General features: G+C 60.7%; 19 protein-coding genes, 3 tRNA genes and 1 pseudogene. 14 read left to right on the plus strand and 9 right to left on the minus strand.

Annotation, left to right across the window (positions count from 1 at the left end):
* The first annotated feature begins 103 nt into the window (after nt 1–103).
* Complete coding sequence (locus tag BHMPCIPO_RS09555) at nt 104–943, plus strand: SDR family NAD(P)-dependent oxidoreductase (protein ID WP_173516512.1); 840 nt, start codon at nt 104–106, stop codon at nt 941–943.
* Here BHMPCIPO_RS09555 and BHMPCIPO_RS09560 read toward each other — a convergent pair.
* The 4 genes and pseudogenes from BHMPCIPO_RS09560 to BHMPCIPO_RS09575 all read right to left on the minus strand — a co-directional run bounded on the left by BHMPCIPO_RS09560 (nt 931) and on the right by BHMPCIPO_RS09575 (nt 2,301).
* On the minus strand, nt 931–1,257 hold the full coding sequence (locus tag BHMPCIPO_RS09560; RefSeq protein ID WP_173516513.1) for an SMR family transporter: 327 nt from the start codon (nt 1,255–1,257) through the stop codon (nt 931–933). The genes BHMPCIPO_RS09555 and BHMPCIPO_RS09560 overlap by 13 nt on opposite strands.
* Nucleotides 1,244–1,615 (minus strand): SMR family transporter, encoded by a 372-nt coding sequence (locus tag BHMPCIPO_RS09565; RefSeq protein ID WP_173516514.1) that lies wholly within the window; start codon nt 1,613–1,615, stop codon nt 1,244–1,246. Before BHMPCIPO_RS09565 ends, BHMPCIPO_RS09560 begins: the two co-directional genes overlap by 14 nt.
* Before the next feature lie 80 nt (nt 1,616–1,695).
* Nucleotides 1,696–1,886: pseudogene (locus BHMPCIPO_RS09570) on the minus strand (class I SAM-dependent methyltransferase); the annotation flags it as partial.
* Between the two features lie 340 nt (nt 1,887–2,226).
* A tRNA-Asn gene (locus tag BHMPCIPO_RS09575) sits at nt 2,227–2,301 on the minus strand.
* A gap of 159 nt (nt 2,302–2,460) precedes the next feature.
* Between BHMPCIPO_RS09575 and BHMPCIPO_RS09580 the strand changes: the two genes are divergently transcribed.
* The 5 genes from BHMPCIPO_RS09580 to BHMPCIPO_RS09600 all read left to right on the plus strand — a co-directional run bounded on the left by BHMPCIPO_RS09580 (nt 2,461) and on the right by BHMPCIPO_RS09600 (nt 6,864).
* A complete protein-coding gene (locus BHMPCIPO_RS09580) occupies nt 2,461–2,754 on the plus strand; it encodes a hypothetical protein (RefSeq protein WP_173516515.1) in 294 nt (97 codons plus the stop codon).
* A gap of 262 nt (nt 2,755–3,016) precedes the next feature.
* The gene (locus BHMPCIPO_RS09585) at nt 3,017–3,673 is read left to right on the plus strand and encodes a thermonuclease family protein (RefSeq protein ID WP_173516516.1); all 657 of its coding nucleotides are present in this window, start codon (nt 3,017–3,019) and stop codon (nt 3,671–3,673) included.
* Nucleotides 3,674–3,825: 152 nt separating this feature from the next.
* A tRNA-Cys gene (locus BHMPCIPO_RS09590) sits at nt 3,826–3,899 on the plus strand.
* 660 nt (nt 3,900–4,559) lie between these two features.
* On the plus strand, nt 4,560–5,741 hold the full coding sequence (locus BHMPCIPO_RS09595) for a serine hydrolase domain-containing protein (RefSeq protein ID WP_173516517.1): 1,182 nt from the start codon (nt 4,560–4,562) through the stop codon (nt 5,739–5,741).
* 31 nt (nt 5,742–5,772) lie between these two features.
* Entirely contained in the window at nt 5,773–6,864 is a 1,092-nt protein-coding gene (locus BHMPCIPO_RS09600; RefSeq protein WP_173516518.1) for an acyltransferase family protein, read from the plus strand.
* A 475-nt stretch (nt 6,865–7,339) separates the two neighbouring features.
* On the opposite strand, the gene lexA is transcribed toward BHMPCIPO_RS09600, so the two are convergent.
* From lexA to BHMPCIPO_RS09615, 3 genes are all read right to left on the minus strand, one after another.
* Nucleotides 7,340–8,065: a transcriptional repressor LexA gene (lexA, locus tag BHMPCIPO_RS09605; protein ID WP_173516519.1), complete on the minus strand. Its 726-nt coding sequence runs from the start codon at nt 8,063–8,065 to the stop codon at nt 7,340–7,342.
* Nucleotides 8,066–8,382: 317 nt separating this feature from the next.
* Entirely contained in the window at nt 8,383–8,679 is a 297-nt protein-coding gene (locus BHMPCIPO_RS09610; RefSeq protein WP_173516520.1) for a hypothetical protein, read from the minus strand.
* Between the two features lie 249 nt (nt 8,680–8,928).
* Nucleotides 8,929–9,018: transfer RNA gene (locus tag BHMPCIPO_RS09615), tRNA-Ser, on the minus strand.
* 313 nt (nt 9,019–9,331) lie between these two features.
* On the opposite strand from BHMPCIPO_RS09615, the gene BHMPCIPO_RS09620 reads away from it, so the two are divergent.
* The 4 genes from BHMPCIPO_RS09620 (at nt 9,332) to BHMPCIPO_RS09635 (ending at nt 13,519) form a co-directional block, all read left to right on the plus strand.
* Nucleotides 9,332–10,366 (plus strand): septal ring lytic transglycosylase RlpA family protein, encoded by a 1,035-nt coding sequence (locus BHMPCIPO_RS09620; RefSeq protein ID WP_173516521.1) that lies wholly within the window; start codon nt 9,332–9,334, stop codon nt 10,364–10,366.
* Nucleotides 10,367–10,429: 63 nt separating this feature from the next.
* Nucleotides 10,430–11,590, plus strand: a complete 1,161-nt coding sequence (locus BHMPCIPO_RS09625) for a D-alanyl-D-alanine carboxypeptidase family protein (RefSeq protein ID WP_173516522.1) — start codon at nt 10,430–10,432, stop codon at nt 11,588–11,590.
* A gap of 220 nt (nt 11,591–11,810) precedes the next feature.
* Entirely contained in the window at nt 11,811–12,491 is a 681-nt protein-coding gene (tmk, locus tag BHMPCIPO_RS09630) for a dTMP kinase (RefSeq protein WP_173518130.1), read from the plus strand.
* Nucleotides 12,488–13,519, plus strand: coding sequence for a DNA polymerase III subunit delta' (locus BHMPCIPO_RS09635; protein ID WP_173516523.1), 1,032 nt, complete (start codon nt 12,488–12,490; stop codon nt 13,517–13,519). Before tmk ends, BHMPCIPO_RS09635 begins: the two co-directional genes overlap by 4 nt.
* Here BHMPCIPO_RS09635 and BHMPCIPO_RS09640 read toward each other — a convergent pair.
* Nucleotides 13,514–13,819 carry a nucleoside triphosphate pyrophosphohydrolase family protein gene (locus BHMPCIPO_RS09640; protein WP_173516524.1) on the minus strand — a complete coding sequence of 102 codons (306 nt, stop codon included), beginning with the start codon at nt 13,817–13,819 and terminating at the stop codon, nt 13,514–13,516. The two genes, BHMPCIPO_RS09635 and BHMPCIPO_RS09640, sit on opposite strands and share 6 nt — an antisense overlap.
* A 178-nt stretch (nt 13,820–13,997) precedes the next feature.
* Between BHMPCIPO_RS09640 and metG the strand changes: the two genes are divergently transcribed.
* The 3 genes from metG to BHMPCIPO_RS09655 are packed head-to-tail and all read left to right on the plus strand — an operon-like array spanning nt 13,998 to nt 17,184.
* Nucleotides 13,998–15,551, plus strand: a complete 1,554-nt coding sequence (metG, locus tag BHMPCIPO_RS09645) for a methionine--tRNA ligase (protein ID WP_173516525.1) — start codon at nt 13,998–14,000, stop codon at nt 15,549–15,551.
* A 12-nt stretch (nt 15,552–15,563) separates the two neighbouring features.
* Nucleotides 15,564–16,343 (plus strand): TatD family hydrolase, encoded by a 780-nt coding sequence (locus BHMPCIPO_RS09650; RefSeq protein ID WP_173516526.1) that lies wholly within the window; start codon nt 15,564–15,566, stop codon nt 16,341–16,343.
* Between the two features lies 1 nt (nt 16,344).
* Complete coding sequence (locus BHMPCIPO_RS09655; RefSeq protein ID WP_173516527.1) at nt 16,345–17,184, plus strand: MBL fold metallo-hydrolase; 840 nt, start codon at nt 16,345–16,347, stop codon at nt 17,182–17,184.
* Nucleotides 17,185–17,216: 32 nt separating this feature from the next.
* Here BHMPCIPO_RS09655 and BHMPCIPO_RS09660 read toward each other — a convergent pair whose 3' ends face one another.
* Nucleotides 17,217–18,164, minus strand: coding sequence for a phosphoribosylaminoimidazolesuccinocarboxamide synthase (locus BHMPCIPO_RS09660; protein ID WP_246304402.1), 948 nt, complete (start codon nt 18,162–18,164; stop codon nt 17,217–17,219).
* 300 nt (nt 18,165–18,464) lie between these two features.
* On the opposite strand from BHMPCIPO_RS09660, the gene BHMPCIPO_RS09665 reads away from it, so the two are divergent.
* Nucleotides 18,465–19,892: an ISNCY family transposase gene (locus BHMPCIPO_RS09665; RefSeq protein ID WP_104668254.1), complete on the plus strand. Its 1,428-nt coding sequence runs from the start codon at nt 18,465–18,467 to the stop codon at nt 19,890–19,892.
* Nucleotides 19,893–19,935 lie beyond the last annotated feature (43 nt).

Genomic DNA, 19,935 nt, shown 5'->3' on the forward strand with positions numbered 1-19,935 from the left:
GCTCCGCGGCAAGGACCGCTGCCGCGATGAAGGGCCGGGCTCGTCTCTTTCGCCAGAAGGAGATGCGTGCGTTTTTTCCGGCGCGTGCCGAGGAGTGAGAGTGATGAGTATTCAGTCTGTGAAATCCGAACATAAACTGGCTTGGGTCACCGGCGCGAGCGCGGGCATTGGACGGGCGCTGGCGCTCAAGCTGGTGCGTGAAGGCTATTCGGTGGTCGTCACCGCCAGAAGCCACGAGAAACTGGTGGACCTGCAGCACGAGGCGGCCGGGGAGGGAAGGATCACCGTTCTCGACGGCGACGTCACCGACCCCAAGGACATGGAGCGCGTGCTGGCGGCGATCGAGTACGATCATGGCCACCTGTCGCTGGTGATCCTCAATGCCGGGGTGGCGGTCCCCGTGCGGGGAGACGATCTCCACCGCGAAGCCTTCGAGGAGAGCTTCGCGGTCAATCTCAACGGCGTGGTCAACTGCCTGCTGCCGGCCGTCGAGCATATGAAGGCGCAGGGATATGGCCACATCGCCATCGTGTCTTCCGTCGCCGGCTATGGCGGGTTGCCCACCAGCGCCGCCTACGGCGCCTCCAAGGCCGCGCTGATCAACATGGCCGAGAGCCTGAAGTTCGATCTCGACCGGATCGGCATCCGGCTGCAGATCATCTGCCCCGGCTTTGTCGATACGCCGGGTACCGCGAGGATACGCTTCCCGCGCCCGGGCCTCGTCAGTGCCGAGCAGGCGGCGGATCGCATCGTCGCGGGCCTGAAGTCGCGACGCTTCGAGATCACCTTCCCGCGGCATTTCACCTACGCGGTGAAGCTCATGCGCCTGCTGCCCTATAGTCTCTATTTCGCTCTTATCAGGCGGCTGACGGGTGTCGTTGCCGAGGCCAGAGAGGCGAAAAAACATGCCGGCTCCGGCGAGCGTCGGCGTCAGGCGGTGTGAAGCACCAGCACGGCGCCGAAGATGAGTGCGAGCCCGGCCCAGCCGATCGGCCTCAACTTCTGTCCGAAGAGCAGCCGTCCGCAGATGGCCGTGCCGAAGATTCCGGTCGCGCCGAGGACGGCGTAGGCGATCGCAAGCTCCATGCCCTTGACCGCTTCGGCAAGGAGCGCGAAGGCGGCAAGCACCAGCAGAATGGAGAGGGCCCCCCAACCGCGGCGGGCAAAGCCCTCCGATTTCGTCGAGGCGAGGTTCGCGGCAACATCGAGAATGCCCGCCATCACGGCCAGCGCGAAGTAGATGCTAGGCGCGCTCACTGGCTGCTCCTTCCGTCGCGGCTTCGTCCTCGTCGTGACGCTCGCCGGCATTGACGAGCAATATGCCGACGATCGCCATCGAAAGCCCCAGCATCTCGCGGCCGGTCAGCACATGGCCGAAGACGAATACCGAGACCAGCGTGATGATCGCGACACCCGAACCTTCCCAGATCGCATAGGCGACGCCGACGGAGATCGTCTTCACGGCCTTGGCCAGGAAGACGTAGGAGAGGGCGATCGAGACATACATGACGATGTGGCCGAGATAAGAGCCGCTCGATGAGGCGGCCTTCATTACCGTCAGGCCCACCACTTCGGTCGCGATGGCGAGCGCGAGGAAAAACCATGCAAGACGCATGCGGAACCTTCAAAAGAGAATTGGATCGACCGCCTCTTAAGCGCTGCGCGTGACGCGGTAAAGATGCGCCATACGCGTTCCTATTCGAACACGATCTGGCGAAGGGTGATGTTGCGGGCGCGGAAGCCGGCTTCGCAATAGTAGAAATAGAACTCCCATAGCCACTTGAAACGCAGGTCGAAGCCCAACGGCTCAATCCGGTTCCAGACGGACCAGAAGCGCTCGCGCCATTCGCCGAGTGTCCGGCGCAATCGATACCGAAGCCGAAGGCGTTGATCATGCGCAGGCCGACACCTATGACAAAAGGCGGCGCCGATCATCGTCTGGTTCCGCAAGGATCTGCGCCTTGCGCGCTCTATTCGGAAGCTGGACGAACGCGGCGACGGCCCCACTGGGGGCGGCGCAGCAATGTGGTTGCACCATGCGCTGGAGGCGTTAGGGGCGCCTCGGCCGCCAAGGCTCGCAACTTATCATCCGCGAGATCACAAGCGTGCCGAGAGAACCATGATGAACCCAGGCCTACCGTGTAGAAGGGGATTGATCACCCGGGGAACACAGGTGCAAAATGAAAAAGAGCCATTCGCATTTCTGCAAACGGCTCTTTTTGAAACTGGCTCCCCGGGCCGGATTCGAACCGGCGACCTATCGATTAACAGTCGAGTGCTCTACCGCTGAGCTACCAGGGATCATCCGCGCCGCTGTTTCGCTGTGCGCTTCAGAAGTGAGGCTGCTAATACGCATGCTTTTCTGATTTGCCAAGCGGTTTTTTCAAAAAAAATGACAAGTTCGGTTGCGAGGCTGTGGAGAAGTCCCCAATTGTGGGAAAAGACGCCGGATAGCGAATGATGAATAAAAACAGGAAGCAGACGCATTTCGGGATTGATCCGCAGACGCGCCAGATCGTGCTCGGCAAATGGCGCATCACCCTGCCGCAATCGCCGCTGCTGCGTATCCTGTTGGGCTCGCTCCTGGTGTTCTGCGGCTTACTCGGCTTTCTGCCGGTGCTCGGCTTCTGGATGATACCGCTGGGCCTCATCGTCCTTTCGCACGATATCCCATCCGTTCGCCGCCGCCGTCGTCGCTTGGCTGTCTGGTGGGCACGCTGGCGCGGACGCGCGAATTCCTCCAACGGCTCGTGAACCGAGAGCTGCTGCCTACTATTTCTATGGATCGCGAAATGTTTGATCGATCCGGATCGCAACCGGCCAGAGCACTTCCACTTCCCGACGGTCTGATTCACACCGGCCCAGCGAGCCCCTTGTTGAGGGAGGCCGCCGAAAACTTTTCGGCAACCCATCAAACGCATAATGCGGTCGCGAATCAGGATGGGGACGCATGGCCAAAGGCACTACGAAACGTCGAAGCCGGAATTCCGGTCGGAGCAGGGGTAAACAAGGCGGTATGGCACCGTGGTATCTGGCCGCGGCGCTGACCGTCGGCGGCGTGGTCGCCTATGATCACCGTGCCGAACTGAAACACTGGCCGGTGGCATCGGACGTGCTGGCATTCACGTCGCGGCATGAATCGAAGCCGAAGCCCGTTCGCGTCGCTCAGAAAACGGACGAGCGTGCTGCCCAGCAGGTCGAAAGGCAGAAACCGAATCCGGTGACGAGAGTCGCACTTGCCGCGCCGGTGCCGTCCGTTGACGTCGGCGCAAAGGCGCCGACACCCGCGGTGCGGCCGAACGAGGAAGTGAAGACGGCATCCATCCGCACGGATCAGTTTTATTTCTGCGGGATTCGCAACGACAATTGCGTGATAGACGGCGCCACCTTCCTGTACCGCGGCGAAACGATCCGCGTGGCAGACGTCGACGCACCGCGCATCCGCCAGGCAAGTTGCGACAAGGAGCGTTCGCGCGGCTTTTACGCCAAGCAGCGCTTGCGCGAACTGCTGAATGCGGGGGACTTCAAGCTGGAAGCGGCGAGCGGTCGTCCGGATGCCGAGCCCGGCGAAAAGCTGCGGCTGGTCACCCGCGGCGACCAGTCCATCGGGCGCGTGCTCGTCTCCGAAGGGCTGGTGCGGCCGTGGACGGGGCACGCGACGCCTTGGTGCTGAGGCCAATCCGGGATGCGATCGGCGAGCTTCGCGATCGCTCTGTGGAAAGTACCGATCTTACAAATCGACGGCGCGTTTTTCGGAAAATGCCTCTTGCGGTTTTTCTGCAATCATTCTAAATCCGCGCCAACGCTCGGTTATCCGAGCTGTGAGGCCTCGTGGCGGAGTGGTGACGCAGAGGACTGCAAATCCTTGTACCCCGGTTCAATTCCGGGCGAGGCCTCCAAACATTTTCACCAACGAATTCAATAGGCTGCAGTCGTGGTGAAGCGGGGATTTGTCTGCTTCCATGTCGCGTCATGTTGCAACGGGATTCCCTTGCGTGCCAAGCATTTCCACGAGGCGACGGCGAATCCACGCGACATGGAATGCGACATGATCACCGCGAATCGGGTGCCAGAAACCCACTTACCAACTGCGCGTGCGTGAAAACTGGATCTCCCATCCTCGCCACCGACAAACACGTCGTAGCGCATCATGTATTCGGCCTTGAGGTGGACTCTCTCGATTGTGGCCGGAGGACAGGAACACGGCGCCTCGCCGGTCCTCATCATCTCGGCGACGATGTCATCGGACGTTGCCCCTGGAAAGCTGTCATAGCGCCCACAGCGGCCTGTGGGAGAGCCTATGAGGGCTTGGAGGGGCGGCCGGGTTCAACCCGACTTTTTGTTGTTTTATTTTACCATTGACTAAAACGAGCGCTATGCGACCCTAAGGCCTCACGGTTGTGGGGGAATCGATGAAGAGTTACAGGATTCGGTACACCTCGGTGGGGACTTTTGGTGCGTGGGCCTTCGCGCTGCCGCCAGTTGCCGCACACTTCCTTTTCCAAGAGAATTGGCCGCAACCATCGCATTCGTTACCTCTGGCGTGAGGGGAGGATCGAATGCATTCGAAATGGTCGCGCCGCATCGCCGTGTTCGTGGCCGGCATTGGCATTGTGTTCGGCTATGGTGTTGTCTGGCCCAGCGTGACTGAGGCCATGTTCTGGGCCAAGCCGCATTCGATTACCGAAACCGTCAAATGGTTCCTGGATCGCGAGGGAATACCCGGCGCGGTCGTCGCATTCGGTAAAGCTGGAGAGAAGCCGCGACTGCTGAGCTTTGGCGTTGCTGATCATGCGACCGGGCGTCCCATGCAAGACAACATGACGTTTCAAATAGCCAGCATCTCAAAGCTCATCACTGCAGAAGCAGTACTGACGTTGATAGATGATGGCCAACTGAGGCTTGACGATACACTCCAAAGCATCTTCCCATCCGTCGCCAAGGCCGAAGATCCCCGCTTCAGCAACATCACGGTTCGCCACCTGTTGCAACATACTTCCGGCTTGGGGTGGCGTCAGCATTTCGATCTGGTCGCGGCCGACAAGGAAACGTTCGCGCCGGCTGAGGCCTGTTTACCGGTCGTTCTTGAGCGCCAAAAGCGCCCCTTGGATAGCGACCCCGGCGAGGAAGCGGAATACACAGACTTCGGCCCCTGCTGGCTTGGCCTGATCGTCGCCAAGATCAGCGGGATGTCTTACGAACGGTTTGTCCAAACGCGCGTCCTGAACCGCCTGGGCCTCAAGAGAACGGGCCTCATTAGCGAAGCACCCGCGGAGGTCCGTCATCACGTTGTCGGCATGGACGCGGCCAGGACGCACTTCAACCCGTCTGCCGGCTGGATATCTACAGCCGAAGACCTTTACCGTTTCGCATCACGCACCATCCGGGACATCGAGGTTGCGGCTCCTGTGCCAGGCGAATTTCCTGAACAGTCCTTCGGTCTCGGATGGTGGATATGGCAGCGCGGGGCCGAGATCGATATCGCCCATACAGGAGCGCTGAACGGAACACGGGCAGTGGTCGCCCGCTCATCAGACGGAATCGTGATTGTCGCACTGTTCAACGGACGCGAAAGAGCCCGCGATTTGAGCCGTTTCGTTCGCATCCAGCATAGTCTCATCGACGCAGCTCGACGCGCCTATGAGCGCGCCTACAAAAGACGCAAATCCGGCTGGGCGCCTCGTAGGCTTATAACATCAGCCGAGGACGGTGCCGACGTACGGATTACCATGCCGTGCTGATCCATGAGACATTCGGAGTGGGGGCGGACGAGTGCAATCGTCTTCAGAGCAATACTTTGAAAAGCTGGATCACATCCGAGCGTTGGCCGCCTTCATGGTGTTCACTTGGCACTTCATCCATGCCGCCGGAGTGCCAGTAGGCTATGTCCCGACCTTGCCGGTGCTGTCATTGATCGAGGAAGGCCATACAGGCGTTTCGCTGTTCATGACGCTAAGCGGCTACCTGTTCGCCAAGCTGCTGGACGGCAGACAGATCATCTATAAGAACTTCCTGCGGAACCGGTCTGTCCGCCTACTGCCCTTATTGGCATTCGTGCTTCTGATCACGGCAGCGGGCTGGGTCGCCAACGGAACGCCGGTTCAAGAGGCTGCGGCATGGATCGCGCTTGGAAGCGTCCTCCCAATGTGGCCGAACGGCGCCTGGAGCATTACGGTAGAATGGCATTTCTACCTGATCCTTCCTGCGCTTCTCTTCATCGTCGGCATACGACGGGAATCGGCTTTGATGCTGATCTTTGCGGCGATCGGGTTGCGCCTGAGCCTGTTCATCGCCGGCTGGGAGATCCAGCCGATTGGCTACTGGACAATCATCGGTCACTTCGACCAGTTCGTCGCCGGGATATATGCCTGGCATCTCTACCAAGGTACACGCGTACGGCCCTTGGTGATCCTTGCGGTCGCCATGGTGTTCGTCACCTTCTACCACGGGTTCAACATCAGCGGCGGTTTCTATGGGTCTCAAGCATCGCCGGTATGGATCTATCTTCCCGCTGCCGAGGCCGCGTTCTACGCCGTGATGATCGCCGCCTACGACGGATCGAAATTGACGCTACCCAAGCGGCTATCGGCCTCGATTTCCTTCGTAGGCACGGTCTCCTATTCGATCTACCTGCTTCACTTTTGGTACTATGGCCCCGCTGCAAAAATGGTGACGCAGTATCTTGGTCTTCTGCCCTTTGGGCTTTCGCTTCTGTGTTCCCTGCTGGCTTTCGTGCTGTTCCTGCCGATCGCAGCACTCAGCTACCGATGCATCGAACAGCCGTTCTTGAAGCTCCGTAAGAGATACGCAAGGCGTGGCCCTCATTTTAAGCCGGAGGGCTCTTATACGGGTGCCCTGCGCTGAGGTTCCCAGTCAGCCCCCACTTGTGGGCCAGAAAGCCCTCGACCTCCGGTCAGACTGTGATTGCTTGGCGTTGGTGAAGATGGCCTCGGCACTAAAGCAGGCGAGCCATGCAACCGCTGTAGTGGTCCGAGATTCCCGAGAACTGGCGAGGACGTAAACCCGACGGTACTGCTGCTCGTCGAGAAGAAGGATGCCCGTCGAGCATCATAGCCCAATCGCTGGCCGCGCTATGAACGCCCACGATGCGCCAAGAAGCCAGTGAAGGCGACGGATTGCCCGCGGTTTTCCCCGCCATAGACCCGAAACCGTCATATACGACGCCATCCGAGAGTGACAGGCGGCGCTCCAACTCGACTGGGAGCCAAACCTCCCAGACCGTTTGCCGGACCCTATACAAGATACGCAGACGCCGCCGATGTCCCGGAGAAGATATTGGGCAGCGAAAGGAGCTGCCGTTCCAGATCTTGTCCGGATGTCAGTGGTAGCGGCGGATCAGTCCGACGAGCTTGCCCTGGATCTTCACCCGATCGGGTCCGAAAATCCGTGTCTCGTAGGCGGGATTGGCGGCTTCGAGCGCAATCGACGCGCCCTTGCGCCGGAAGCGCTTCAGCGTCGCTTCCTCATCGTCCACGAGCGCCACGACAATATCGCCGGGATTGGCCGTGTTGCCATTGCGGATGATCACCGTGTCGCCGTCGAAGATGCCGGCTTCGATCATCGAGTCGCCCTTGACTTCGAGGGCGTAGTGTTCGCCGTTGCCGAGCATGTCGAGCGGAACGGTGATGTCATGCGTGTTGTTCTGGATGGCCGAGATCGGCACACCTGCAGCGATGCGGCCCATGACCGGCACGGACACCGAAGCGTTTTCAGCCGCTGGCGCCGGCTTTGGCAGTGCAGCAGGGGGAGGTGCTGCCGGTTTGCCGAGGCTTCCCTCGATCACGCTCGGGGAGAAGCCGCGGCGCGGCTGCTGCTGGATGGACGCGTAGGCTTCCGGGAGCTTGATGACCTCGAGCGCACGGGCCCGGTTCGGCAGGCGGCGAATGAACCCGCGTTCTTCGAGCGCCGTGATCAAGCGGTGGATGCCGGATTTCGACGCCAGTTCGAGCGCATCCTTCATTTCATCGAATGATGGCGGGACGCCCGACTCCTTCATGCGTTCGTGAATGAACAGAAGCAATTCCTGTTGCTTGCGGGTCAGCATGGCACGTCGCTCCAGAAGCGTGAAACAAATCAAGAACAGACACTATCTGTTCCATATGTGTTCTGCAAGTGCCTAAAATTCCGTGAATTCAGGCAATTGACGCGTCCGCGCGTGTCAATCGGTCACTTTTACGGGAGCAAAGCGGGTTTGAGTGCGCGAAATAGGGCCTGCGGCGTGGCGCATGGCGAGACCGTGAGGTTGATTCGAACGATTCGTGATCGTTTTCGTGGAGCAGGCGAGCTGATCCGGTGTTCAGGTGGAATCGCTGCAAGCGGAAGGTACTAAAGCGACGTGCGTTCATCCGAACGCTCTTCGCTTTAGGCCGGCTGCGTGCTGGAGCAGGCGTCTTCGAATTCCTTCACCGTCTCGGGGGTGTTGTCTTCGGGAAGCACGGCGTCCGCCGCATCGGTCGCAACAGCTGTGTCGCCGTCATAGACGAACGACTGGATGTAGAACGCAATCGCGCCCTTCCACACTTTGCGTCCGTCGATCTGATGGCAGGGAACGGCGGTTTCGAAATCGGTCTGCAGTTCATCAACCGTGGCGGCGCTGAGCTTGATGTCAGGCATATTGGGCGATGCAACTATCGAAGCGAGGAGGAGGGCGGCGAGCACGGTGATCGTCCACTTTGATGCAAGGGTGGGACTACGGGGCGGTTAACGATGTGAACCGCGCTTTCGTTCCGGTGTCCAGCAAGCCTGGCGATCACTCTGACGTGTTCAACAGCTCTTTGAGTGTAAGCTGTGGCTGTTTTACGTCACGTGCCCGACGCGCAAAGGCCGCAGGGCTTTGCAGCAGCGGCGCTCACTGTAGTAAGGGCGCTGCGGCAAGGGGGGCGGCGTCAGCGTATTTCCAAGGGTGAATGGCGGACAGGGTGGGATTCGAACCCACGGTACGGTTTCCCGTACGCTGGTTTTCAAGACCAGAGCCTTAAACCACTCGGCCACCTGTCCTTGCCTGAAGCCGGCAGCTAACGGCTTTCGGGCACGGCGTTATTGCGCGAAGCTCCGTCGCTTTGCAAGATTTAAGATGCATCGCCGAAGGATTTTCTCGGTGGCCCGGTATTAGAGCGCGGGCCCGCTCTGCCGGTAACCATCTGTAAACCATAACGCATGAAATCCGGCGTTGATCTGTGGATGAGTTCGCATTTTTGCCGTGTTGCTGTCATGTTTGATCGACTGTTCCGTTTCGGGACGCCGAGATTTCCGCTGGGGGCATGAGCGGAAGGTTTCGAGTACGGCTTATTCGATCGATGTTGTGGGACAGATGACATCCAGTAAAAATGCGGCATATCTGGTCAAGGGACTGCGCCTTGCGGCAGTCCCCATGCTGTGCGTAACGCTTGCGGCCTGCGGATCCACGTCGAGCATCAAGAAGTCCAAGTCGCGCAGCAAGGAATACTTCGCCGAATCCGTTTATGGCGTGAAGGCGAGCCCGCGCGTTGCGACTGGAAACAGTATTCCGAAGGGCGGCGGACGTTACCAGGTCGGCAAGGCCTATCAGGTCAAGGGCAAGTGGTATCAGCCGAAGGAGGACTTCGGCTACAACAAGACCGGTGTCGCCTCCTGGTATGGCTCGGCGTTTCACGGCCGGCTGACTGCCAACGGCGAGGTCTACGACAAGGCGCACCTGTCCGCCGCGCACCCGACATTCCCGCTGCCGAGCTATGCGCGCGTCACCAATATGGAAAATGGCGCGTCGGTGATCGTGCGCGTCAACGACCGTGGCCCCTATGAATACGGCCGCATCATCGACGTTTCCTCGAAGACGGCCGACATGCTCGACATCAAGCGCAAGGGCAGCGCGAAAGTGCGCGTACAATATGTCGGCCGCGCGCCGCTTGAAGGCAACGACATGCCCTATCTGATGGCTTCCTATGTCCAGAAGGGCGAACGGGGCCCGAGCGTGATGCCGGAAGGCCAGATCGCAACCGGCGTGATGGTTGCGTCGAACGAGCCGTTCCGCAATCAGAGCCTCGGCACGCTCACCGTTCCCGCAAAGGCTTCGCTTGACGTCGGCGAACCGGTGACGGCACTTGCCGCGCCCGTGCCGCAGTTCGCTCAGCCAGAGTCGCTGAACGAGTTCGTGATGCTCCCGGAGATCGGCCCGATCCCGCGTGAGCGGCCGGAATTCATCCCGATGCCCGACGGCAACATGGCCTATGCGGCCGCCTATTACGAAGTTCGCGTCAGCGACGCCGAATCGCCGTTTGAAGCGATCATGGTCGACAAGAAGCAGCTTACCCCCCAGGTGATTGTCGATTACGCGAAGCGCCAGAAAGCAAGCGGTTCTGTCCGATAACCGTAAGCGGCGTTGTGCCAAAATGACCACGCTGCTATGGCCAAGGGGAAACCGGAGTTTCCCATGCGCATGAAGATGTTTTCGGCGGTGTTTTTCGGCGTGGCATTGTTTGCTGGTGCCGTACTCGCGCAGACACCGGCGCCCGCCTTCGATACCAAGGCAAAACAGATCCTGCTGGTCGATGCCGAAACCGGCACCGTGCTTTTCTCGCGCGCCGAAAACCAGCCGATTCCGCCGGCATCGCTCGCCAAATTGATGACGATGGAAGTCGTGGCCGAGGCTCTCGTCAAGGGTGAGCTTTCCGCCGAAACCACCTTCGACGTGTCCGAGCACGCCTGGCGTACCGGTGGTGCCCCGTCCGGCACCTCGACGATGTTTGCCGCATTGAAATCCCGCATCCGCGTCGCCGACCTTCTGCAGGGCGTGGCGGTGCAGCTCGCCAACGATGCCTGCATCATCCTTGCCGAGGGCATGACCGGCAACGAGGGCGCCTTTGCCGAGCGCATGACGGCGCGCGCTCGCGAGCTCGGCATGCCGACTGCGACGTTCCGCAACGCCACGGGGCTGCCTGATCCCGGCAACCAGATCACCATGAGCGAACTGGTAACGCTCATTCGGCATCTCCATGAGGCCCATCCGGATCTCTACCGGCTCTATTCGCAGCCGGAGTTCGAATGGAACAAGATCCTGCAACGCAACAAGAACCCGCTGATCTCGGCCAATATCGGTGTGGACGGCCTAGCGACCGGTTTTGCCGAAGGCTTCGGCTTCTCGCTCGCCGCCTCGCTGCAGCGCGGCGACCGCCGGGTCTATCTCGCCATGGGTGGTCTCGAAACCGACAAGGAGCGCATCGAGGAGAGCCGCAGGGTGCTCGATTGGGCCATGACTGCCTTCGAAAAGAAGCGGATTTTTGCCGATGGGGAAGCGATTGGCGAAGCGGCCGTCTATGGCGGCGATGCGTCTCACGTCCCCCTGGTGGCCGGCGGTCCCGTCGACGTGCTGTTGCCCGTCGACAACCCGGAACGGCTGACTGCACGGATCGTCTACAGGTGGCCCTTGCGCGCACCGGTGACGGCTGGCACGGAGGTCGGCGTCGTCAAATTGTGGAATGGCGAGAAACTGCTGCGCGAAGTGCCGGTCAAGACCGCCAGCGCCGTGGGGCAGGGCACGTTGACCAGCCGCGCTCTCGATGCGCTGCAGGAACTGCTGTTCTTCTGGATTTAGTCGCCCTATCTGCGGCGAAGGCTATTCCTGCCAATTGATCGCCGCCTGACGGTTTCGCACCGCGGACCAATCGGCTAAACAGGGCCGGAGCGGGATGAGGATAAAGTGTGCGGTTTTCCGCCCGCATCCCGGTCTAACTTATGAGAGCCGGCCATGATGATTGGGTCGATTCGACCTAATCATCATGGCCGGAGGTTGCATGCCGATATGGGAAAGCATGGTGTCGCTGAAAAAAGGTCTGTTCGTAACATTCGAAGGCGGGGAGGGTGCCGGCAAGTCGACGCAACTCCGCCTCCTGGCCGAATCCCTGCGCGCCCGCGGCTACGAGGTGCTGACGACGCGCGAACCTGGGGGATCACCAGGCGCTGAAGCGGTCCGCCACGTGCTGCTTTCGGGGGCGGCGGAGGCCTTCGGGGTTAAGATGGAAGCGATTCTCTTTGCTGCGGCCCGCAGCGACCACGTCGAAGAGGTCATTCGCCCGGCGCTCGAAAAGGGCACGATCGTGCTTTGCGACCGCTTCATGGATTCCTCGCGCGTCTATCAAGGCATCACCGGCAATCTCGAGCAAAGCTTCGTCGAGAGCCTCGAGCGTGTGGCGATCAACGGCGTCGTGCCGGATTTGACGGTGATTTTCGATCTGCCGGCCAGCATCGGCCTCCAGCGGGCGCAACTCCGGGCCGGCGACGACAATCCGGATCGTTTCGAAAAGGAGCAACTGGAGACGCACGAAAACCGGCGGGAGGCTTTTCTCGATATCGCCAGGCGCGATGCCGAGCGATGCCGGGTGGTGGACGCGACGCAACCCGTCGAAGCCATCGCCGCCGAGGTGCTTTCGCTCGTGCAGGCCCTTTTGCCGCACGGTAACGGCGCTGACGCCGCGACCGAGGAAGTCGTGTCATGAGCGCAGAAAGAGCCGGCGTCCTGGATGGCGCCATCGCGCCCGCCGAGAACAATCGGCTGTTCGGCCACGAACAGGCAGAAAGCTTCCTGGCGCAGAGCTATCGCTCCGGCAAGGGACACCACGCGATCCTGATCGAAGGGCCGGAGGGCATCGGCAAGGCGACGCTTGCCTTCCGCTTTGCGCACCACATTCTGAAGCATCCCGAACCCGCTGAAGCGCCTGAGGCGCTTGCCGATCCCGATCCGTCTTCCGCCATCGGGCGGCAGCTCGCTTCGGGCGCCTCGCACAATCTGCTGCACCTGACGCGGCCGATCGATGAAAAGACGGGCAGGGCGAAGGGCGCGATCACGGTCGATGAGGTCCGGCGTGCCGGCAAGTTCTTCAGCCAGACGTCTGGAACGGGCAACTGGCGCATCGTCATCATCGACCCGGCCGACGACCTCAACCGCAATGCGGCCAATGCCATCCTGAAGATCCTCGAGGAGCCGCCGCGCCGCTCGCTCTTCCTAGTGCTGACGCATGCGCCTGGAAAATTGCTGCCGACGATCCGCTCGCGCTGCCTGCCGCTACGGCTGAAGCCGCTCGACGCCGCGCCGCTCCATCAGGCACTGGCCCATCTCGGTTTCGATCTCGAGGGCGAAAATGCCGAGCGCATCGTCGCGGCGGCCAATGGCAGCGTTGCCGAAGCGCTGAAGCTCATCAATTATGGCGGGCTGGAGATTGCCGCGACCTTCGATGGGATCCTCGCAGGGCAGGGCCCGGCGGTCCGCAAGGACATGCACAAGCTGGCGGACGTGCTCTCGGGCAAAGACAGCGAAACGATCTTCGAGTTTTTCCAGGCACTCGCCAGCGACCGCATCATGCGCGACGCGCGCGAGGCCGCGATTGCCGGAGACATCATGCGCGCCGAGCGCTTCGCGCGGCTATCGGCCTCCGTGACCGAGCGGTTGACCGTCAGCGACGCCTACAATCTCGACCGCAAGCAAACCATCCTGTCGCTCCTCGACGACATGAAGGCGGCGTTATAGCGTTGCCTGGAAGCGCCATTTGCGCTCGATTGCCGCCGGCAGGTCGAGCTTGTGATGGTGGGCGAAAAGCAGGACATGCCCGAGCAGGTCAGCGGTCTCGTCGGCCATCAGGGCCGTGAGTTCCTCCGTCGATTTGCCGTGACGCCGGCCACGACCGCTGAGCTTGTTCCAGACCTCGGTCAACTCCCCAAGTTCCTCCTGCATCTTCAGGATGAACCAGTCGGCATCGCGCTCGATCCCGTGCGCGCCGGCATAGCCGGCGGAGGCGGTTTCAAATTGGCTGCCAAGTCGCTCCAGCATGACTCACCCTCTGCTTTATGTTTCTGTTTTGTTCTAGGCGGCGCGTGCGGATTGCGCAAGGTTGACGGCATCCGCGGCGAACTCTCCGGCCGGCCTTTTCACGGATCGCATGTTTCTTCCTTTAAGCGTATGCGCTAAGAGCGTGCGTAGCTTAATCCGAGATAGATCGAATCCGCCTATGAGAGACACGTCCCCTTTCTACATCACCACCGCGATTTCCTACCCGAACGGCCGGCCGCATATCGGTCATGCCTATGAGTTGATCGCGACCGATGCCATGGCGCGCTACCAGCGCCTCGACGGACGTGACGTGTTCTTCCTGACCGGTACGGACGAGCACGGCCAGAAGATGCAGCAGACGGCGCGCAAGGAAGGCGTGACGCCGCAGGAGCTGGCCGACCGCAACTCCGCGGAATTTCAGAAGATGGCGGTGCTTCTGAACGCGTCCAACGACGACTTCATCCGCACGACCGAGAAGCGCCATCACGAGGCGTCGCAGGCGATCTGGATCCGCATGGGGGAGGCGGGCGATCTCTACAAGGATTCCTATGCCGGCTGGTATTCGGTGCGCGACGAAGCCTACTACCAGGAGAACGAGACCGAACTGCGCGACGATGGCGTCCGCTATGGGCCGCAGGGAACGCCGGTCGAATGGGTCGAGGAGCAGAGCTACTTCTTCCGCCTCTCCGCCTATCAGGAAAAACTCCTGAAGCATTACGAGGAAAACCCGGATTTCATCGGTCCGGCCGAGCGTCGCAATGAAGTAATTTCCTTCGTGAAATCGGGCCTCAAGGACCTCTCGGTCTCGCGCACGACCTTCGACTGGGGCATCAGGGTTCCAAACGATCCCGCGCATGTCATGTATGTCTGGGTCGACGCGCTGACAAACTACCTCACTGCCACTGGCTATCTCGATGATCCGAAGGGGCCGCGCGCCAAGTTCTGGCCGGCGAATATCCATGTGATCGGCAAGGATATCATCCGCTTCCATGCGGTCTACTGGCCGGCATTCCTGATGTCGGCCGGCCTGCCGCTGCCGAAGCGCGTCTTCGCCCACGGCTTCCTGCTCAACAAGGGCGAGAAGATGTCGAAGTCGCTCGGCAACGTCGTCGATCCGTTCAATCTCGTCGAGCATTTCGGCCTCGACCAGATCCGCTACTTCTTCCTGCGTGAAGTCTCTTTCGGTCAGGATGGCAGCTATAGCGAGGAGGGGATTGCGACCCGCATCAACTCCGACCTCGCCAACGGCATCGGCAACCTGGCGAGCCGCTCTCTGTCGATGATCGTCAAGAACTGCGACGGCCAGATCCCGGTCTGCGGTACCTTGACCGACGAGGACAAGGCGATGCTGGCGGCCGCCGACGCGCTGCTGGAAACGACGCGCGACGAGATGGGCAAGCAGATGATCCACCGGGCACTGGCGGCGATCATCGCCGTCGTCTCGGAGACGGACCGCTATTTCGCCGGCCAGGAGCCCTGGGCGCTGAAGAAGACCGATCCGGCGCGCATGGGGACCGTGCTTTATGTCACCGCCGAAGTCGTGCGTCAGATCGCCATCCTGCTGCAACCCTTCATGCCGGAATCGTCGGCAAAGCTGCTCGATCTGGTCGCCGCTCCGCCGGACAAGCGCGACTTCGCAGCACTTGGCGAGGCGGGACGCCTTGTCTCGGGTACACCGCTGGAGGCACCGAAGCCGGTCTTCCCGCGCTATGTTGCACCGGAAGCGCAATAAGGCACTTTGAGCATGCTGATCGATACGCATTGCCATCTGGATTTCCCCGACTTCGAAGCGGAGCGCGATGCCATTGTCGCGCGGGCGCACGAGGCCGGTGTCGAGCAGATGATCACGATCTCGACCCGCGTGAAGCGGTTCGAGACGATCCTTTCGATCGCCGAATCCTATCCGAACGTTTTCTGTTCCGTCGGCACCCATCCGCACAATGCGGATGAGGAGCTGGACGTCACGACCGAAGATCTTGTCCGGCTATCGGCGCATCCGAAGGTGGTTGCGATCGGCGAGGCGGGTCTCGACTACTTCTACGACAACGCGCCGCGCGATGCCCAGGCAGAGGGCCTGCGCCGTCACATCGCCGCAGCGCGCGAGACCGGTCTGCCGCTCGTCATTCACAGCCGCTCGGCGGACGAGGATATGGCGGCGATCCTGACCGAGGAAACCGGGAAGGGGGCCTTCCCTTTCCTTCTGCACTGCTTCTCCTCCGGTCCTGACCTCGCCCGTGTCGGCGTCGAACTCGGCGGCTACGTGTCCTTTTCGGGCATCCTGACCTTTCCGAAATCCGAAGAGTTGCGCGAGATCGCCAAGACCGTGCCGCACGACCGGATGATCGTCGAGACCGACGCGCCGTATCTCGCGCCGAAGCCGTTCCGCGGCAAGCGCAACGAGCCGGCCTATGTCGCCCATACCGCTGCCGTGCTCGCCGAAACGATCGGTGTGAGCACTGAGGAGATCGCGACGATCACCACGGAAAACGCCTTCCGCATCTTCTCCAAGATGCCGAGGATCTGACATGGCGTTCCGGCGCGCCTTCACCATTCTCGGCTGCGGCTCGTCGCCGGGCGTCCCGCGCATTACCGGTGACTGGGGCGCCTGCAATCCTGAAAATCCAAAGAACCGGCGCATGCGCGCGGCTTTGCTGGTCGAGCAGACCGCGCCCGATGGCGGCAAGACGACCGTCGTCATCGACACCGGGCCGGATTTTCGTGCGCAAATGGTTGCAGCAGAGGTGCGCCACATCGATGCGGTGCTCTATACCCACGCCCATGCCGATCACTTGCACGGCATCGACGACCTGCGCGGCTACGTCATTGAAAACCGGAGAAGGGTACCGATCTGGGCCGATGCCTATACCATGGGGCGAATCCGTGAAGGCTTCGGCTATTGCCTGCAATCACCTCCCGGTAGCGGTTACCCGCCGATCGTCGAGCCACGGATCATTCCCGACGATCTGTCGCCCGTCGTGATCACCGGCGCCGGCGGGCCGATCCCGTTCCGGCCGCTGATGCAGTTTCACGGCAACATCCATTCGCTGGGGTTCCGTATCGGCAATTTCGCCTATTGCAGCGATGTCAGTGATTTTCCTGCGGAAACCGTCGCCAAGCTCGACGGTCTCGATCTCCTGGTCATTGACACGCTGCAGTACAAGTTTCACCCAAGCCATCTGTCGCTGGTGCAGTCGCTCGGCTGGATCGCCAGGCTGCAGCCGAAGCGGGCGGTGCTGACGCACATGCACGTGCCGTTGGATTACGACACGGTTCAGGGCGAAACGCCCGACCACATCGAGCCGGCCTACGACATGATGCGGCTCGAATTCGACGTCGCCGATCCGGCATCCGCCGATAACGCATAAATTAGATTAGAATTATTTTATAATATATTGATTTATTTGGAAAAATAGGGTGCGAGATTGGAGCGGATGCGCTCCAGTACCGTTGCGCCTGAAAGATCCGGAACGAAGCGCTGGCCGGTGATCTTCTCGAAAGCCTCGATATAGACCGCCGAGGTCTGTTCGATGAGATCGACGGGAATTTCTGGTATCGGATCCTTGTAGGGATCGCAGCGCGCGGTGACCCAGGCGCGCACGAAATCCTTGTCGAAGCTCTTCGGGCGGTCGCCGCGTTCGAAGCTCTGCTGGTAGCTATCGGCAATCCAGTAGCGGCTGCTATCGGGCGTGTGGATCTCATCGGCGAGAATGATCGTGCCGTTCTCGTCGGTGCCGAACTCGTATTTGGTGTCGACGAGGATCAGACCGCGCTCGGCGGCGCGCTGTTGGCCACGGGCAAACAGAGCCAGCGCATAGTTCCAGACCGTATCCAGTTGTTCTTTCGTCAGCAGTCCTTGCTCGAGAATCGCTTCGGCCGAGAGTGGCTCGTCGTGACCGCCGTCGAAAGCCTTGCTGGTGGGCGTAATGATCGGCTGTGGCAGCTTTTCGTTGTCGCGCATGCCGTCCGGCAAGGTGATGCCGTACATCTCACGTTCGCCGTTGCGGTATTTCGTCAGGATCGAGGTGCTCGTGGTCCCGGCAAGATAGCCGCGCACGACGACCTCGACCGGCAGGATGTCGAGCCGCTTGCCGATGACGACATTGGGGTCCGGATAGCTGACCACATGGTTCGGGCAGATGTCGGCCGTTTCCTCGAACCAATAGCGCGCGGTCTGGGTCAAGACGTGACCCTTGTGCGGAATGGAGGTCAGGATGACGTCGAAGGCGCTCAGCCGATCCGTCGCGATGATGATCCGGTTGCCGTCGGGCAGATCGTAATTTTCGCGAACTTTGCCTTTGTAGCGGTTTGGCAGTTCCGGAATGAAAGCATCTGAAAGAACGCGCAATTCGCTCATCACATCTGGCCTTGAAAGAGGTGTCGATCGCTGGAACGCTAAGCAGGCCGGAAAGACCGGGTCAAGCTCGGCAAGGCAAGGAATGGTGCGCAATCCATGTTTTCCGGCATATACGGAAGTTCCATAATCTATCTTATGTGATCTTTGTGTCACAGGGCTATTTAGTAATGCGACAGTTGGGCCAGTTAGAGATGCGACACTCTCGCCTCTCGACGCGCTGGTCAATGTCAACGTTGGGAGCAAGGATGACGACCTTCCGCCTGGTGGAGACCATGAGCGTTCGGAGTCGTGATGTCCTGTTTGATCACCATGTCGCAGAAAGAATTGCATCGCCTCGAAGTCATTCAGAAGATCAATGATCGACGCCTAAGCGTTGTCCAGGCAGCCGAACTGCTCGGGCTCAGCCGAAGTCAGGTGCACAGGCTGCTGCAGGCTTATGACCGGTCCGGTGCGGCCGGTCTGGTTTCAAAGAAGCGATCGCGGCCAAGCAATCGGCGCCACAGCGAAGATTTTCGCAATGCGGCGCTGGATCTGATCCGCGAACGCTATCTGGATTTCGGTCCGACGCTGGCGCGCGAGAAGCTGATCGAACTGCATCACATCTCGGTCGCCAAGGAGACGCTGCGCCAATGGATGACCGAGGCCGGCATCTGGGTCTCGCGACGCGAGCGCAAGCAGCGGGTCTTCCAGCCGCGCGGCCGGCGTGACTGCTTCGGTGAACTGGTCCAGATCGACGGCTCGCATCACTGGTGGTTCGAGAACCGCGGCCCCAAATGCGCCCTGCTCGTCTATATCGACGACGCCACTGGCAAGCTGTTGCATCTGCGGTTCGCCGGATCGGAGAACACCTTCGATTACCTGCATGCGACGAAGGCGTATCTGCAGCAATGGGGCAAGCCTCTGGCATTTTACAGCGACAAGCACGGTGTCTTTCGTTCAACCCATGCCTCGGAGAAGGACCGGACGAGCGGCCTGACCCAGTTCGGGCGGGCGCTTTATGAACTCAACATCGACATCATCTGCGCCAACACCCCGCAGGCCAAAGGACGCGTCGAACGCGCCAACCAGACGCTGCAGGATCGATTGGTCAAGGAACTACGGCTGCGCGGCATCGACACGATCGACGCGGCCAATGCCTATGCGCCGGAGTTCATGGCCGACTTCAATCGTCGCTTTGGCAAGCCGCCGCGCAATCCGAAGGACATGCATCGGCCGCTTGCCGCGCATGAGAACCTCGATGGCGCCATGTGCCGCAAGGAAGTCCGCACGCTGTCGCAGTCATTGACGCTGCGCTATGACAAGGTCTTGTTCATTCTCGATCCGACGGAGCAGGCCAAGGCGCTGGCGGGTAAGAAGGTGGTCGTTTGCGACTATCCGGACGGCCGCCTCGAGATCATGCACGAGAGCTTCGTCCTGCCCTACAGAACCTTCGACACCTTGCGATCGGTCCATCGTTCGGAGGTCGTCGAGAACAAGCGCCTGGACGACATGCTTTCGATCGTCGCCGAGATGCAGGCCGGGCGTGAACAGCAGCGCAGCAAGAGCGGCCCTCGCCGCACCGGCCAGACGGATCATATGTTTGGCATTCGCGACGGCAGCCAGAGCAACGGCTATCAGAAGCGCGGCCGCAAGCCCGGCCGGCGGACGGACTTCATGAATGATCCGGAGGTCATTGCCAAAAGGCAGAAGGCACTAGCGCGCATGCAGGCAGCGGAATGAACCGCTGGCCCTCATAGCCTCAAAGCTAAAGCCGAAGGGTGTC

The organism is Ensifer sesbaniae, assembly GCF_013283665.1.
Taxonomy (GTDB): domain Bacteria; phylum Pseudomonadota; class Alphaproteobacteria; order Rhizobiales; family Rhizobiaceae; genus Ensifer; species Ensifer sesbaniae.